Genomic DNA, 14,845 nt, shown 5'->3' with positions numbered 1-14,845 from the left:
TAACTAGTTAGTATTCCTCTTTTTAACGAATCTACTGAATATACCCTTCAAATTTAATTTTGGAATAACCACTGAAACAATCAACAGAATCCCAATAATAACAAGCATCGTTTGGGATGCGATATTTATCAAACCTAAGCCGTACTGAAGATAGCCGATGATGAAAATAGCAATAATTGCGCCAAGCATTCTCCCTTTCCCTCCAGCTGTACTAATTCCACCAAGTGCTACCATTGCAATTACATCCAGTTCATAGTTGGTTGCAATGTTTGGTCTAGTACTACCCATTCTCGAAGCAAGGAAAATTGCTGTGATTGCTGCCATTAAACCTGCAAGAACGAAGACAATGATTTTTATTTTATCGACTTGAACTCCCGAAAAGCGGCTCGCTGTTGGATTGTTCCCCATCGCAAAGATTTGCCTGCCAAAAGTCGTTTTATGAAGGAGCAATGTAAACCCTATTGCAAATAAAACAAATACAAGCAAGATGAACGGAATTCCAGCTACATGTCCCCAACCGAAGAAACTAAACCACTCCGGAAAATTACCGGATGCTTGGTCCTCCAAAATGACATAAGCCAAACCGCGATATAGGATCATGGTTCCAAGTGTCACGATTACAGCGGATAATTCCTTAAACTTGATGATCAATAAACCGTTAATCAATCCACACAATGCGCCCACTAAGAGACAAATTATTATCGCTGCTTCCATTGGCACACCAAGGTTGTTATATAGCGTTGCCATGACAACTGATGATAGTGCAACTGTTGAACCCACAGAAATATCAATATCCCGGAGGATCATAATCATGACCATTGGAAATACGATGAACGCTTTATCCAAAAATATCATTGTTGCATCCCGTAATCCCGCTCCATTTAAAAAGTAGGGAGATAGATGCGTATTAATGGCCAACACTAATAAAAATACTAAGATTAACAGCCATTCCCACTGAAGGAAAAATTTCTTCAGAGAGAATTCTTGTTTATTGGTCAGTGTTCTTTGAACATATTCATTTTGATTAACCACTCTCTGTTCCATCGTTTAAATTTTCCTCCTCAGCAGGTTATTTCGAACCACACCTCGCTTAACAAGTGTGTTAATAATGACGGCAATTAAAATGATTGAACCCTGTATTGCCATTTGCCAAAAGGGCGATACATTTAATAAAGGCAATGCATTGTTCAAAAGTCCAAGAAGCAAAGACCCGAGAATAACACCAGACAGTTTCCCAGATCCCCCTGCAATACTTACCCCTCCTAGAATGCATGCTGCAATGACCGTTAACTCATAGCCAGAAGCTGTATCTCCTTGGGCAGAAGCGAATTTTGAAACCCATAAAACACCTGATAGCCCAGCTAATCCACCCATAATTGTATAAACTAGCATCAGGATTTTTGTCTGACTGATTCCACTTACCTTAGCAGAATCAGGATTACTGCCAACTGCATAAATTTGTCTGCCTGTTCTAGTGTGATTAATGAAATAGAATGCTATTAGATAGATGACTACCGCTATAACTATGAGCGTATTTATCCCAAGGATCTTGCTTGTTGCAATCGAAACAAAACTTTCAGGCATTTGATAGGAACTAATCCACTGTCCATCACTTACTGTAAAAGTTAAGCCCCTAAAAATATTCATCATGGCCAGTGTTGCGATAATAGGAAGAATCCCAAACTTGGAAACAAGGAAACCGATCACGATGCCACACACAATCCCTATTATGGTACCTAGCAAGATAGCTAAGATCGGATGTAGCCCTTGATTTGCACTGACAGTTTGAGCTGCAATCATACCCGAAAGCGCTAACGTAGCCCCTATCGATAAATCAATCCCCCGAGTAATTAATACAAGCATCATACCGAGGGCAAGAATACTTAGAATAGCCGTATTCGTTATCATGTCATTAATATTTTCCATCGTCAGGAAGCTCGGGTTTCTAGCTTGCACGGCCACACATAAAAGAATAATAAATGCTAACAATCCCAATTCCCGAAACTTTGAAACTATTGCTAATTTCGAAGTTTTTTTCGCCACTTGTACGCTGTTTGAATTTCCTAATGTACCTTCAGCCATATTGTTTCACCTCAATTCCCTTTCTAGATTCCTCCCCCTCATCTTTACTTGAAAAATCGGACATTGATGCTTCTAGTATGGCCTCTTGTGTTACTTCTTCCTTATGAAGGAACTTTGTGATCCTACCCGAACGCATCACTGCAATCCGATCACTCATTCCTATCACCTCAGGCATTTCCGAAGAAATCATAATAATTCCATAGCCTTGAGACGCTAAATCATTAATAATTTCATAGATAGCAGATTTAGCACCAACATCTACCCCTTTTGTTGGTTCATCCAGGATAATGATATCAAGGTCAGCTGTTAGCAATTTTGCAACTGCAACTTTCTGTTGATTGCCTCCGGACAAAGAACTAACTAAGTCAAAAATACTATTTGCTTTCACATGGACTTTTTCTGCTAATTTTTTTGCTAGATCCGCTTCTTTCCTCTCATCTAGCCATCCTTTTTTACTGAAATTTTTTAGTGTTGGTAATGTGATATTTCTTCCTAACCCCCATTGCAGGACAAGGCCCTGTAACTGCCTATCTTCAGGTAAATATCCAATTCCAAGTTTCATTGCTTCCTTTGGATTTTGAATACTAACTTCTCGACCATTCACTTTAATTTTCCCTTTGTCATAGGGCATGATTCCAAAAAGTGATTGACAAACTTCTGTTCTACCCGCACCGACAAGACCAGTTAGACCCAATATTTCGCCTCTATGAAGAGTAAAAGAGATATCAGCAAAAAAACCGATTTTCCCAAGACCTTCAACCTCTAATAATTTTTCACCGATTTCACTCTCCTTTTTAGGAAAAACTTGTGTAATTTCTCTTCCTACCATCGCAACGATTAGAGCATCATTTGATATTTCATTTACGCCCCAAGATCCAATGTACTTGGAATCTCTTAGCACCGTCACCTGACTTGCTAATCGATACATATCCTCAAAACGGTGTGAGATGAAAATGATGGATGCCCCTTGGTCTCGCAAACTCTCAGCTATTTTATAAAGTTCTTCACTCTCTCTTGCTGTTAATGCAGCCGTCGGTTCATCCATAATGATGATTTTGGCGTTTGTGGAGATTGCTTTTGCTATTTCGACAATTTGTTGCTGTGCCACACTTAAGGATCCCATTTCAGTTTTTGGGTCGAGTGAGGATCCTAGTGATTGGAGGATTTCTCTTGCCTCTTCATGCATCTGCTTCCAAAGTAGACGCCCTGTTATTTTTTGGACCTTTTCATGACCCATAAATATATTCTCCGTAACCGTTAAGTCCGGGTAATTTGTCACATGCTGGTAAATAGCCGCTATGCCCATTGTTTGTGCTTCTTTTGGGTTTGAAAATTTTACTTTTTGACCGTATAAAACCATTTCTCCTTCATCCGGGGAATGAACCCCTGTAATAACTTTTATAAACGTCGATTTTCCGGCACCATTTTCCCCCATCAAAGCATGAATCTCTCCTGGCCTTAACTTAAAATGTACATTGTCCAGTGCAGTAACCCCAGGGAACCTCTTTGTAATCCCCTTTAACTCAAGAACATATTCTGACATATCCTCACTCCTAACGTTTTGGATCTTTTCAAATTTCCGTTCCATGTTGGTAACGCTTACACTAAGTTTACGTTTTTTATATTTTTTCAAAAAGGAGAGAACTTTCGGTTATAGGGGGTGATTTTTCTGTTATACAGAATCACTATCGAAGGAAATACAAATACTTTCGTAGATATTCACGACACTAAGCAGAGAAATTGAACATTTCTATTTAAGACCCATACCTCTTCTGAATGCGGAGTTATCGATAAGCAATCCGTTTAGAGTTTCATAATAAAAAAGCCCCCATCGCCGGATGGAGGTTTATTTAAAACTATTTAGCTTTAACACTTTCCTTATACTTTGATGGAAGTTGTCCGTAATACTTTTTGAATAATTTACTAAAGTACTTTGTATCAGCGTATCCGACTTGTTCAGAAACTTCATAGACTTTTAGATTCGTCGTAAGTAATAGCTCTCTGGCTTTGTTTATCCGAGTACTTGTAACGAACTCATGTACTGTTTCACCGGTTTGGTTTTTGAAGTATTCACAAAAATAAGTTGGATTCATATAGACTTGTCTTGCAATTCTTTCGATTGTAATACTTTCTTTCATATTTTCAACAATCCATGCCCGTGCAACTTCGACTTGGTTAAGTACTTTATCTTCACTAACAATCTTAAGTTTATGGAAAACACCCATAACCCACGCTTTAATTTCTTCATTCAGTTCCGCAAAGTTCCCTATATTTTTTAATAATCTAGAAGTGTCTTGAATATCCAAAAGATCCTGACTCAACCTTGGTGTGCATTTAATAAGATAATTAATCATCTGAATGCTTAGCGACTGCACAAAAAGTTTGATTTCACTCGGCACACGAAGTGTTTGAAGCTCACTGGCGAAAAAGGTTACGTTCTTTATTAATTCTTCCTCGTTCATACGCTCTAACGACTGGATAATTTTGTGAATCGATTGTTGTAGTTCGGTTGCATGCTTCGTTTCACTTTTTCCCAGTATTAATTGTTCCTCCATCTCTTGCTGCAATATCTGGTCTTCGCCATAGATAAGACGGTATTGCATAAGTGCCAGGATATCCTTGGTGACGGTTGGCAAAAATGCCAAGTCCGTAAATACATGACTTATTGCAATCGTATTCGAAAAAAGTGTATACCTTTTCACATTATTTTTAAGTGCTACAGCAAACTCATAGACTTCTTTTTTGAAGTTCTCACTATTGTCGTTTGAATTATTGATCAGAATCCAAAAAGAAGCTCCTTCCCCTTTCCACCTCCAATATTTCTCTGAGAATTCATTAAGCATTTCATCAAAAATATTTTCGTGAGCAAGCATCCATGTGTTCCATTCGTTCTTTTCCATTGCCCGTGAGTGGCTTAATACCTGGTCAATCCTAATATACATTAATGTATAATTTCCTGACGGGAAATCATTTGTCCAATCCATGATCGATACGTCTATTTCAAAACCACTTGTAATCTCATTCAGTTTTTTTAGTTCCTTCATGTACGTTAGTTCCGATGATTGCTTCTTCATGGTTTCTAGTTCTTCTTGATTATGCCGATTAATCATGATTTTTTCTTTTATGGACTCCAATTGGACTTTAAATTCTTCCCTGTCAATGGGCTTGATTAAGTAATCATACGCCCCTTCGCGAAGTGCGGCTCGAAGATATGAAAAATCATCAAAGCCGCTAATAACCATCGGACTAAACGAAGTGAATTTCTTCATCTCCTTTATAAGGGTAAGTCCATCCATTATCGGCATCCTGATATCGGTTATTAGAATATCAAAGTCAAATGGCTCTTCCTGATAAGCATCCAGCAACTCTTGGCCATCACCAAAGGTTGCTACTACATCCCACTCTTCACCACATGAGAGAACTAGCCTTTCAATCCCACGACGAATCCGATTCTCATCATCAACAATAATTGCCCTAATTTTTTTCGAGCTCATTGTTCTCTCCCTCATTTCCAGCGTCTAGAGCAGGAATCCTAATTTCTACTTCAGTCCCTTGACCAGGAAAACTTGAAACACGAAGACCAAAGCCATTGCCAAAACTCATTGTGATACGTGCATGTACATTGATTAGTCCGAAACTGGAATCACGCTTGCCCATCGGATCGGATTCAAGCAATACCTGAATGTTGTCCAGCACCTCTTCTTTTATGCCTGGACCATTATCCTTAATGAGAAACACTACCTCTTCCACCCTTGTATCTGGATTTTCGATGATGCTTATCGTAATTTCGATTGTCGTAATACGTCCATATACATAACCATACTTAACTGCATTTTCAACAATAGGCTGTAGAATAAACTTTGGGGTATAATACTTTCGTGCATCAATCTCTTCATGAACGACAAAGTCTATCTTATCCTCAAAGCGAATCTTTTGGATAGTCAAGTAATCCACCGTCTGCATCAGTTCTTCCGAAATAGAAACTAGCGTTTCCCTATTACTAATGGAGAATCGCAGCATCCTCCCCAGTAGAGTAACCATCTGCACGACTGTTTCCTTCTCATCATCTTCAACAGCCATTGCAATTGTTTCAAGTGTGTTGTACATAAAATGAGGATTTATTTGTGACTGAAGTGCGTATAATTCAGCTTCCTTTTGTTTCAATTCAATCTGGTATTTATCGCGAATTAAATCTTTAATTTCCATTACCATTGAATTAAAACTATTCGCAAGCATGCCTACCTCGTCTTTCGTTTCAATTGACAAGTCTACATTAAAATTCCCCTGTTCAACACGCTTCATAAGTTTAATTAGTCGATTTAGTGGACTGGATACATTCCAGGCCAATAAAATGGAGATGACGGTACTTACTACAACGAAACCAAGAAAAGCGATAATTGTTGCGTTGCGAACTAAATCCGTTCGTTCCGTTAAGTTTTTAGCTTCAATACTATGTACTAATGTCCATCCCGTTTCTTCAATGCTGTGTATACTGATTAATTTGTTGCTTTTTTCGGTCGTCGTTCGAAAGCTCCCTTTTTGAATTGGGTAGTTAATAAAATCGTCATCTATTGTTCCAATTAAGTTTTTATCCGTATGATAGATGATATGTCCATGTTGATCCATCAACCATAAATTTGCTTCTCCCTTATCAGTAAGCTTTGTTATAACATCCTTCAAAAACGTTACTTCGACAGCTATTAGAATAGTTCCTAAGTTCGTACGGTTTTCAAGATCCGTTAATTGTTTCATAAGCAAGATAAATGGCGGATTTCCATCAAATTGAAGAGTTGTTTGTTTTGGCAGAATGTACATTCCTTCTGTCCCTTGCAACTCGATATTTTGACCATAAGGTATCGAATAATTGCTAAGATCAAAATTCCTATACGGAACTTTCACGCTTTCGTAGACCCGGTTTTTCGATACCACAAAAACCCCTAAGATGTCGGGATTCCCCCCATTAATATATGTTCTGGATAAATAGCTATTAATTGTGAACTCATCTTGCAATAGGGATGAACGATTTTGATGGGCATCTTTTCTTAATACGCCAACTACTTGGCTTGAATTATATAGTAAATCTGGCAAATGGCTTATTTCGCTAACTTGATTGGCGATGTTCTCGTTTGCTTGTTCCAATAACTTGGGGATATATTCTCCAACTTGTTCCTCGATCGACTTTGTATATTGACTATAGGCGATATATCCCAATAAGGACATTGGGATAACAGTTAGTAAAACATAGGTTACAATCAATTTAGTTCGAAGACGATAATTTCTAAAGTTTAGCCAGTTAAAAGTCATATTGATCCACATTTTCTTTCGTAAAATCTATCGGCTCGCCCATAATCACCATGTCACTTTTCACCCTTATTTTCCCCACTCCTGCAATTTCTTGGTGGTCATACGGTTCAATATGATTAAGTGCATTTTTGGCAAGGGCAACCGTTAAATATCCTAATTTCTTCGGACTCCATAATGTCACGACTTGGGCTGAACCATCTTTTAAAAATTCATTCATCTGATTTGGAGGGGATAATCCAACAACCGCCACTTCCCCTTCCTTCTGCGCTTCCTTCACCGCTTGTGCTGCAGCAGGAGGACCTTCCGACGAATTCCCAATAATCCCTTTTAAATTCGGATGGGCAATTAATAATTCTTTCGCAAGAACGTACGCTCGATGTGGATCATCATCATGTGCAACGGTATCGACCAGTTTCATATTAGGATAATATTCTTCTTGCTGAACTTTAATCCAGTGAAGCCATTCATTAAGATTGGCGGCAGATAACGGGCCAGTTAAAATCGCAAATTCCCCTTCTTCATCTGTATTCCATGCAAGGATGTCCATCAAATGCCTGCCTAGCGTCTCAGGGTCAACCATGTTAATAAAAAAATCTCTTGCTTCCGGGATTGTATCTGCATCCCACGTAATGACCTTAATCCCTTTATCTTTTGCTTCCAATAATATAGGGGCAAGCTTTTCGGGGTCATTTGCAGAGATTGCAATTACATCAACATGTTGTTTTATTAAATCTTTTATTATTAATATTTGTTGAGAGGCATCAGTAAAGGTCGGTCCAGTATAAATGACATTAACGCCTAAATCTTCCCCTGCTTCTAGTGCACCTTCCTTAACGGCATTAAAATATGGGATATTGATCTGTTTAGGGACAATAGCAATCGTCAATTGTTGTGTTTCGTTTTTCTCCGCCTCTTCCATCTCGATATCTTCAATTGTATAAACAACTTCAAACTTTTCATTATCCGGATCCTGTGAACTGCAACCGCTTACAAATAGAATGAAACAAAAAAGAGAGAAACATATTCTCATATTCTATTCACTTTCCTTTCATTCTGGATAGGTAGAAAGAATGTAAAATATGAAAGCGTTTATATATTATTATCTATCTTATCAGATTATTCCAAAAAATTCCTTACTATTTTATCATACTATCAAGTCCCCTAGTTTGGCTATTATCCATTTTGGCTATCAGTTACCTGAACAACTATCAATCTACCTGATTTAGATTGGCGAATAAATTCCATGAAGATGAAAAACTCACAAACCTCGAGTTAACAAAGTTCGTGAGTTTTTTTCAAAGTTATAACTTGCCTTAGAAGGAAATTTGGTTATAACACATCTTTATTTAATTTTACCCGCTGTAAACGCAAAGCATTCAATACGACCGATACGGAGCTGAATGCCATCGCCGCACCGGCAACCCAAGGTGCGAGGAAACCTGCTGCTGCGATCGGAATGCCGACAATATTATAGGCGAATGCCCAGAATAAGTTTTGCTTAATATTTCGCATCGTTTTGCGACTCATTATAATGGCATCCGCGATGCTTTTTAAATCGCCCCTAATTAGAGTAATATCCGCTGCTTCCATTGCAACATCCGTTCCTGTTCCAATGGCCATCCCGATATCAGCTGTAGCGAGTGCAGGTGCGTCATTGATCCCATCACCGACCATTGCTACTTTTTTTCCCTGTTGCTGGAGTTTTTTCACCACGGCTGCTTTTCCTTCAGGAAGAACCTCTGCAATAACTTCATCAACGCCTACTTCTCTTCCAATTGCTTGGGCCGTACGTTCGTTATCTCCTGTCATCATGATCACTTTGATGCCCATATCTTGTAATTGACGAACAGCTTCTGGAGAAGTTTCTTTAATTGTATCTGCTACGGCAACCAGACCTGCATATTTTCCGTTGATTCCAACCAACATTGCCGTTTTTCCGTTCCCCTCCAGTTCTTCCATCATTGGAAGTACAGAAGTAATATCAATCCCATATTGCTGCATGAGTTTACGTGTACCTATGATTACTCCTTGGCCCGAGATGGTCGCTTGCACACCGAAACCAGGAATCGCCTCAAAATATTGAATATTGCCAAGCTCAATGCCCTTTTCTTCAATACCGTGGACGATTGCTTGTGCTAAAGGATGCTCTGATTGCTTTTCAGCTGCACCAATCAGAGATAAAACTTTATTTTCATCTTGATTTTCTGCAATTAGTACATCTGTTAATACAGGTTTACCATGAGTGACTGTACCGGTCTTATCGACTACGACCGTGTCGATTTCTTGTGTTTGTTCTAAATGCTCCCCACCTTTGAACAGGATGCCAAATTCTGCTGCACGGCCGGAGCCTGCCATAATGGAAGTTGGAGTTGCTAAACCAAGTGCACACGGACAGGCAATTACAAGAACCGCAATTAGCACCTCTAGTGCAGGGGTAAATTCACCAGGATGTATCCATATGATCCATACCAGGAAGGTAAGGATCGCAATGCCCACCACAATCGGCACAAAAATACCTGATATTCGGTCTGCCATACGCTGAATGGGCGCTTTCGAACCTTGCGCATCTTCTACCACTTTAATAATCTGTGCTAATGCTGTGTCACGCCCCACCCTTGTTGCTGTCATTTTAATGAAACCATTTTTATTTATAGTTGAGCCGTAAAGTACGTCACCGTTCATTTTATCCACCGGCAAACTTTCACCTGTCAGCATTGATTCATCAACAGCTGTTGTTCCTTCTGCCACTTCACCATCAACAGGAATTTTTTCCCCTGGTTTGACGAGTATCATGTCACCAATGACAACTTCTTCTAACGGTACTCTCTTTTCGGCTCCATCACGTACTACGATTGCTGTTTTCGCTTGAAGCCCCATTAATTTCTTAATTGCTTCAGACGAACGCCCTTTTGCTTTTGCTTCAAATAATTTTCCCAAGAGTATAAGTGTAATCAGTACAGCACTCGTTTCAAAATAGAGGTGTGGCCCATGGTGGGTACCTGCTGTAACAATTGCTTGATAAAGACTATAAAAATACGCTGCGGATGTTCCCAGTACAACCAACACGTCCATATTGGCACTGCCGTTGCGCAGCGCTTTATAAGCACCTACATAAAACTGCTTCCCTATAATAAATTGAACCGGGGTTGCCAAGATCAATTGTATCCAAGGATTCATCAAGAACTCGGGTACATATAAAAACGATGTGAATGTAAAATGTCCAACCATCGTCCATAGTAATGGCAAAGAAAAAATTACAGAGAATATAAATTTACGTTGTTGATCTTTAATATGCATTTCTCGATGGTCCGCCTGCTCTTTGCCATCTTGTTTTTGATGCGCCCCGTATCCAAGCTTTTCTATCTTGGCAATAATGTCCGGAATCGTTACCTCGGAAGGATTAAACTCAACCATCGCTTTCTCAAGAGCTAAATTGACGTTTGCGTTTGCAATACCATCCAATTTTCCTAACACTTTTTCTATACGCGTTGCACATGCCGCACAAGTCATCCCTGTTATATCAAATTCTGTTTTCTGTTTGACAACTCCATAACCAAGTGCTTCGATTTTCTTCTCCAAATCTTTCTCATTTAGCATGGACGGATCATATTTAATGGTTGACCTCTCAAGTGCCAAATTGACAGATGCCTCATCGACACCTTCCATTTTTTCAAGACCCTTTTCAATACGTGTCGCACACGCTGCACAAGTCATTCCTGTTATTTGAAGGCTGGCTTCTTTCACTTTGCCTGTTTCTGCACTCATCATTCTAACCACCTTACTTTAATACCTATATGGGGTATATTTTTATGAAAATAAGAGAGTGCTATACTAGCACTCCTAGACTACTTCATATCCTTGATCTTCAATTGTTTCTTTAATTTTATCTAGTGAAATTTGTGAATCATTGTAAGAGATATCAACTAAAGCTTCTGCTAATTTAACGGTTACTTGGTTTACCCCTTCCAATTCACCAACGCTTCCTTCTACAGCTTTTACACAATGTCCACAAGACATACCTTGAACATTCAATGTTACATTTTGCATATTGTTCTCTCCCTTTTAAAAAGTTTTGTCAGAAGCTCATACATATATGAGCAATATTTAGCTAGCTAAAACAAGTTATTTTTTCATCAGTTTTTGGATGGTTACGACTAATTCATCAAGCACCGCCTCATCACCTTCTGACAGACGATCTACAACACAGCCTTTTAAATGACCCTCTAAAAGTATCTTGGCTACACTATTTAACGCAGATTGTGTGGCAGAAAGTTGTGTAATAACATCATCACAGTAAACGTCTTTCTCAATCATCCCTTTTATGCCCCTGATTTGACCCTCGATTCGATTAAGCCGAGTAGTCAAATCCTTTTTGACTCGTTCGGAATGATGACTTTTACGTGTACACGACACATCGTCTACAGGGAAATCTAACTCTTCCATTAGTTCAACCTCCTAACATATTTTTATATTACCATACCCTAGTGAGGTATGTAAAGCGTAAATACTTTTTCTTGTATCTAAAATTGAAAAAGCAGAAATGGTCAACTTATGAGCAAGAAAATAGGGCATGTTTAAGAAGATTCACGTAAGAAATCCTTCATGTGCAAGATTATCGGAAAACAAGAAATCCTCCCTATACTGTAGGAGGATTTTAAGAATTACTTATTTAATTGTGGGGTATTACCAAGACTTACAATCTTGAACTCCATGTCATCAACCGGCTGAATTAAGATGTAGAATTGGTTAATTCCTTCCTTCAAGCTTCCTTGATAGCTATTTTCCAGTTCAACATCAACTTTTGCAACATATTCTACTTGTGTTTGATTTCTTTTTAATTCCTTTAGTTCCACTAATTCAACTTTCTTAACTCCCTTTTTCAAAAGATCATACGAAAAAGTCTTGGAATCGATTAATTGGCTTTTTGCTAAATCCAGATTCTTTACCAAGTTATTAAAGAAGATGAGTGCAGGATTCACATTAAATGGTATGTCTAGATCCAAGTATGGCTTTTTGCTAATTCTCCATCCAACCTTTTTAACGTGTTGAAACTCTACAATATAAGCCTCACTTGTTCCAGTATCCCCCACCGGTACACTTAATCGGTAGTACTTTGTTTTGCCGTTGTCTTTTAAAAATTCCGCAGTTGCCTCACCCCATTGTAACAATGAACCTCCATCCGCCTCAAGTTGAGCCATTTTCCCTTTATGTTCAATAATTCCTTGTTTCTTTATAAATTGTTCTGCAGCAGTATGTGTTAGTGCAGTCTTTAAAAATGACAATAATTCCTTTTTTGTATCTATATCTTTTGCCAGGTAACGATATGTTTTGCGTTGATAAATAAATGTTTTATATTCTCCTTCTTGATAAAGGCCCCCAGACTGAACAGCACTGGTTACATGGGCTAATTTGGAAGCTAATTGAACCGCCCCTTTTTTGCTGAGTTCTTTGGTTTTCACACCTTGAGTAATCTTTTCTTCCTTTGCATGAGCTATATCCGGATTCATCGCTGGTCCAGTTAATAATGCGATTGCTAATGCAGAGATCATTAGTTTTTTTACTTTCATTCTCGAAATCCTCCCTGCAATTTTTTACATTTACTTAGACTTCCATTTCTGGCAAAAGTTTCACTCAAACTGCATTAAAAAGTGTTCAATTTATTCAAAGGGTAAATAAGATAAAAGATAGGGCATAATTATTCATGAGGAATTAAATTTTATTCAGAGTTATTTAATAAATTGTAATAGTTGGGGATACTATGAAATTACGTTGTTCACTAATACGTTAAGTTTTTATTCTAATGAGCTGATTGACTCAGTATATTACCGAGCAATGAATACACTCCTTATCTTAAAAAATATTAAACGATATCGAAATGAAGTTGCATTAATGATATTTAACATATTAGAAATTAAAATAGTTTCTAAAAACGTAGGTAGTGCAAGATATTATTTAGCTGAATTGAATAAAATTAAAATAGATGTGATAGATAACATGTATCTACAAGCAATGATAAAGTATTTTACTGCCATCTTAGATCTAATAAGTCGCAAATGTCAGGAGGAGGATGTATTGAGAATCGCTGAAATGTTTGATTTTTTAGGAATGGATACAAAAAAAAATAAATGTCTAACTTTTTGCGACAAAGTAAAAACACTATATGATATTGTCTAATCATAATTATGATATTTTTGCAATTTTGATTATTTATTATCTTTTTATGATATATAAGTTTTCTAAAACCTACATTGAAACAAAAAGTACAAAATGCTCTCTATCATTTGTGAAAAGGAATTGGCAGGTTATGTCGATTCCTTTTTTATTTATGCAAAAAAGGAAGCAACAATTGCAGCAGCTGAAATGGAAGCTAAATTAAATAAGGCGGTTATCCCTCATTTAACAAAATCAATTCTTATCGTTTTCTATCGCAAACCTGAAAATGCAAAAAGCTCACAAACCCTATTATATTAAGGTTTGTGAGCTTTCTTAACTTATTAATCGTACGTAGATTAACCTAATGATACCGGTGGTCGGGGTCGAACCGACACTCCAGAAGGAACACGATTTTGAGTCGTGCGCGTCTGCCAATTCCGCCACACCGGCATATTCATATAAAAAAAATCGGCCTTACCGATAAGATAATGGAGGCGGCAACCGGATTTGAACCGGTGATAAAGGTGTTGCAGACCTGTGCCTTACCACTTGGCTATGCCGCCATTAATTACTGTACTTTAAAAAATGGCTGGGGTACCTGGATTCGAACCAGGGCATGACGGAATCAAAATCCGTTGCCTTACCGCTTGGCTATACCCCAAAAATAATGAAGTAAGTAATGTAATAAAATAAATGGGGCGACTGATGGGAATCGAACCCACGAATGCCTGAACCACAATCAGGTGCGTTAACCACTTCGCCACAACCGCCATTATAATATTTTATTTTCAAGATAAATGGGGCGACTGATGGGAATCGAACCCACGAATGCCTGAACCACAATCAGGTGCGTTAACCACTTCGCCACAACCGCCATTATAACTATTATGTTTAATTTTAAATAAATTGGCAGGGGCAGTAGGAATCGAACCCACACTGACGGTTTTGGAGACCGTAGTTCTACCTTTAAACTATGCCCCTATAAAAGGAATGGTGGAGGGGGACGGATTCGAACCGCCGAACCCTAAGGAGCGGATTTACAGTCCGCCGCGTTTAGCCACTTCGCTACCCCTCCAGATAAATGGTGCCGGCGAAAGGAGTCGAACCCTCGACCTACTGATTACAAGTCAGTTGCTCTACCAACTGAGCTACACCGGCATTTATCTATATGGTGGGTCAGGACGGAATCGAACCGCCGACACTTAGAGCTTCAATCTAATGCTCTACCAACTGAGCTACTGACCCATATATTTTATATTAAAATGGCGGTCCCGACCGGGATCGAACCGGCGATCTCCTGCGTGAC

12 protein-coding genes and 9 tRNA genes are annotated in these 14,845 nt (G+C 38.5%); 2 read left to right on the top strand and 19 right to left on the bottom strand.

The window, feature by feature from the left end:
• Positions 1-3 precede the first annotated feature (3 nt).
• The 10 genes from CD33_RS08935 to CD33_RS19445 all read right to left on the bottom strand — a co-directional run bounded on the left by CD33_RS08935 (position 4) and on the right by CD33_RS19445 (position 12,953).
• Positions 4-1,044 (bottom strand): ABC transporter permease, encoded by a 1,041-nt coding sequence (locus tag CD33_RS08935; protein ID WP_052130149.1) that lies wholly within the window; start codon positions 1,042-1,044, stop codon positions 4-6.
• A gap of 3 nt (positions 1,045-1,047) precedes the next feature.
• Positions 1,048-2,082: an ABC transporter permease gene (locus CD33_RS08930; RefSeq protein ID WP_036200202.1), complete on the bottom strand. Its 1,035-nt coding sequence runs from the start codon at positions 2,080-2,082 to the stop codon at positions 1,048-1,050.
• Positions 2,075-3,625, bottom strand: coding sequence for a sugar ABC transporter ATP-binding protein (locus CD33_RS08925; RefSeq protein WP_036200200.1), 1,551 nt, complete (start codon positions 3,623-3,625; stop codon positions 2,075-2,077). Before CD33_RS08925 ends, CD33_RS08930 begins: the two co-directional genes overlap by 8 nt.
• 313 nt (positions 3,626-3,938) lie before the next feature.
• Positions 3,939-5,576 carry a response regulator transcription factor gene (locus tag CD33_RS08920; RefSeq protein ID WP_036200198.1) on the bottom strand — a complete coding sequence of 546 codons (1,638 nt, stop codon included), beginning with the start codon at positions 5,574-5,576 and terminating at the stop codon, positions 3,939-3,941.
• Positions 5,557-7,386, bottom strand: a complete 1,830-nt coding sequence (locus CD33_RS08915; protein WP_036200196.1) for a cache domain-containing sensor histidine kinase — start codon at positions 7,384-7,386, stop codon at positions 5,557-5,559. The genes CD33_RS08920 and CD33_RS08915 overlap by 20 nt, the downstream gene beginning before the upstream one ends.
• The gene (locus CD33_RS08910) at positions 7,376-8,416 is read right to left on the bottom strand and encodes an autoinducer 2 ABC transporter substrate-binding protein (protein ID WP_036200195.1); all 1,041 of its coding nucleotides are present in this window, start codon (positions 8,414-8,416) and stop codon (positions 7,376-7,378) included. The genes CD33_RS08915 and CD33_RS08910 overlap by 11 nt, the downstream gene beginning before the upstream one ends.
• 299 nt (positions 8,417-8,715) lie before the next feature.
• Positions 8,716-11,151 carry a heavy metal translocating P-type ATPase gene (locus CD33_RS08905; protein ID WP_088291752.1) on the bottom strand — a complete coding sequence of 812 codons (2,436 nt, stop codon included), beginning with the start codon at positions 11,149-11,151 and terminating at the stop codon, positions 8,716-8,718.
• Positions 11,152-11,226: 75 nt separating this feature from the next.
• Positions 11,227-11,433 carry a copper chaperone CopZ gene (gene copZ, locus CD33_RS08900; RefSeq protein WP_036200191.1) on the bottom strand — a complete coding sequence of 69 codons (207 nt, stop codon included), beginning with the start codon at positions 11,431-11,433 and terminating at the stop codon, positions 11,227-11,229.
• A 75-nt stretch (positions 11,434-11,508) separates the two neighbouring features.
• Entirely contained in the window at positions 11,509-11,829 is a 321-nt protein-coding gene (locus tag CD33_RS08895; protein WP_036200188.1) for a metal-sensitive transcriptional regulator, read from the bottom strand.
• Positions 11,830-12,047: 218 nt separating this feature from the next.
• Positions 12,048-12,953 carry a DL-endopeptidase inhibitor IseA family protein gene (locus CD33_RS19445; protein WP_052130147.1) on the bottom strand — a complete coding sequence of 302 codons (906 nt, stop codon included), beginning with the start codon at positions 12,951-12,953 and terminating at the stop codon, positions 12,048-12,050.
• Positions 12,954-13,077: 124 nt separating this feature from the next.
• Here CD33_RS19445 and CD33_RS20935 point away from each other — a divergent pair, with 124 nt between their 5' ends.
• Positions 13,078-13,560, top strand: a complete 483-nt coding sequence (locus CD33_RS20935; protein WP_084591300.1) for an Rgg family transcriptional regulator — start codon at positions 13,078-13,080, stop codon at positions 13,558-13,560.
• A 93-nt stretch (positions 13,561-13,653) separates the two neighbouring features.
• Entirely contained in the window at positions 13,654-13,857 is a 204-nt protein-coding gene (locus CD33_RS08880; RefSeq protein ID WP_036200183.1) for a hypothetical protein, read from the top strand.
• A gap of 50 nt (positions 13,858-13,907) precedes the next feature.
• On the opposite strand, the gene CD33_RS08875 is transcribed toward CD33_RS08880, so the two are convergent.
• The 9 genes from CD33_RS08875 to CD33_RS08835 form a co-directional block, all read right to left on the bottom strand.
• Positions 13,908-13,989, bottom strand: a tRNA-Leu gene (locus tag CD33_RS08875).
• A 39-nt stretch (positions 13,990-14,028) separates the two neighbouring features.
• Positions 14,029-14,102, bottom strand: a tRNA-Cys gene (locus tag CD33_RS08870).
• Between the two features lie 23 nt (positions 14,103-14,125).
• Positions 14,126-14,200 (bottom strand) — tRNA-Gln (locus tag CD33_RS08865).
• Between the two features lie 33 nt (positions 14,201-14,233).
• A tRNA-His gene (locus CD33_RS08860) sits at positions 14,234-14,309 on the bottom strand.
• A 28-nt stretch (positions 14,310-14,337) separates the two neighbouring features.
• Positions 14,338-14,413, bottom strand: a tRNA-His gene (locus CD33_RS08855).
• Positions 14,414-14,446: 33 nt separating this feature from the next.
• A tRNA-Trp gene (locus CD33_RS08850) sits at positions 14,447-14,520 on the bottom strand.
• Positions 14,521-14,530: 10 nt separating this feature from the next.
• Positions 14,531-14,614, bottom strand: a tRNA-Tyr gene (locus CD33_RS08845).
• 7 nt (positions 14,615-14,621) lie between these two features.
• Positions 14,622-14,697: transfer RNA gene (locus CD33_RS08840), tRNA-Thr, on the bottom strand.
• Positions 14,698-14,708: 11 nt separating this feature from the next.
• Positions 14,709-14,784, bottom strand: a tRNA-Phe gene (locus CD33_RS08835).
• Positions 14,785-14,845: the final 61 nt, after the last annotated feature.

The organism is Ureibacillus sinduriensis BLB-1 = JCM 15800, from assembly GCF_000772955.1.
GTDB classification, from domain to species: Bacteria; Bacillota; Bacilli; order Bacillales_A; family Planococcaceae; genus Ureibacillus; species Ureibacillus sinduriensis.
This window is presented reverse-complemented; position numbering and strand designations above follow the sequence as displayed.

What these genes read in the sequence shown, in the direction of transcription:
- copZ (WP_036200191.1), bottom strand. Translation starts at nt 11,433, where the DNA reads ATGCAAAATGTAACATTGAATGTTCAAGGTATGTCTTGTGGACATTGT.
- CD33_RS08920 (WP_036200198.1), bottom strand. Translation starts at nt 5,576, where the DNA reads ATGAGCTCGAAAAAAATTAGGGCAATTATTGTTGATGATGAGAATCGG.
- CD33_RS08935 (WP_052130149.1), bottom strand. Translation starts at nt 1,044, where the DNA reads ATGGAACAGAGAGTGGTTAATCAAAATGAATATGTTCAAAGAACACTG.
- CD33_RS08895 (WP_036200188.1), bottom strand. Translation starts at nt 11,829, where the DNA reads ATGGAAGAGTTAGATTTCCCTGTAGACGATGTGTCGTGTACACGTAAA.
- CD33_RS08925 (WP_036200200.1), bottom strand. Translation starts at nt 3,625, where the DNA reads ATGTCAGAATATGTTCTTGAGTTAAAGGGGATTACAAAGAGGTTCCCT.
- CD33_RS08910 (WP_036200195.1), bottom strand. Translation starts at nt 8,416, where the DNA reads ATGAGAATATGTTTCTCTCTTTTTTGTTTCATTCTATTTGTAAGCGGT.
- CD33_RS08930 (WP_036200202.1), bottom strand. Translation starts at nt 2,082, where the DNA reads ATGGCTGAAGGTACATTAGGAAATTCAAACAGCGTACAAGTGGCGAAA.
- CD33_RS19445 (WP_052130147.1), bottom strand. Translation starts at nt 12,953, where the DNA reads ATGAAAGTAAAAAAACTAATGATCTCTGCATTAGCAATCGCATTATTA.
- CD33_RS08880 (WP_036200183.1), top strand. Translation starts at nt 13,654, where the DNA reads ATGCTCTCTATCATTTGTGAAAAGGAATTGGCAGGTTATGTCGATTCC.
- CD33_RS08915 (WP_036200196.1), bottom strand. Translation starts at nt 7,386, where the DNA reads ATGACTTTTAACTGGCTAAACTTTAGAAATTATCGTCTTCGAACTAAA.
- CD33_RS08905 (WP_088291752.1), bottom strand. Translation starts at nt 11,151, where the DNA reads ATGAGTGCAGAAACAGGCAAAGTGAAAGAAGCCAGCCTTCAAATAACA.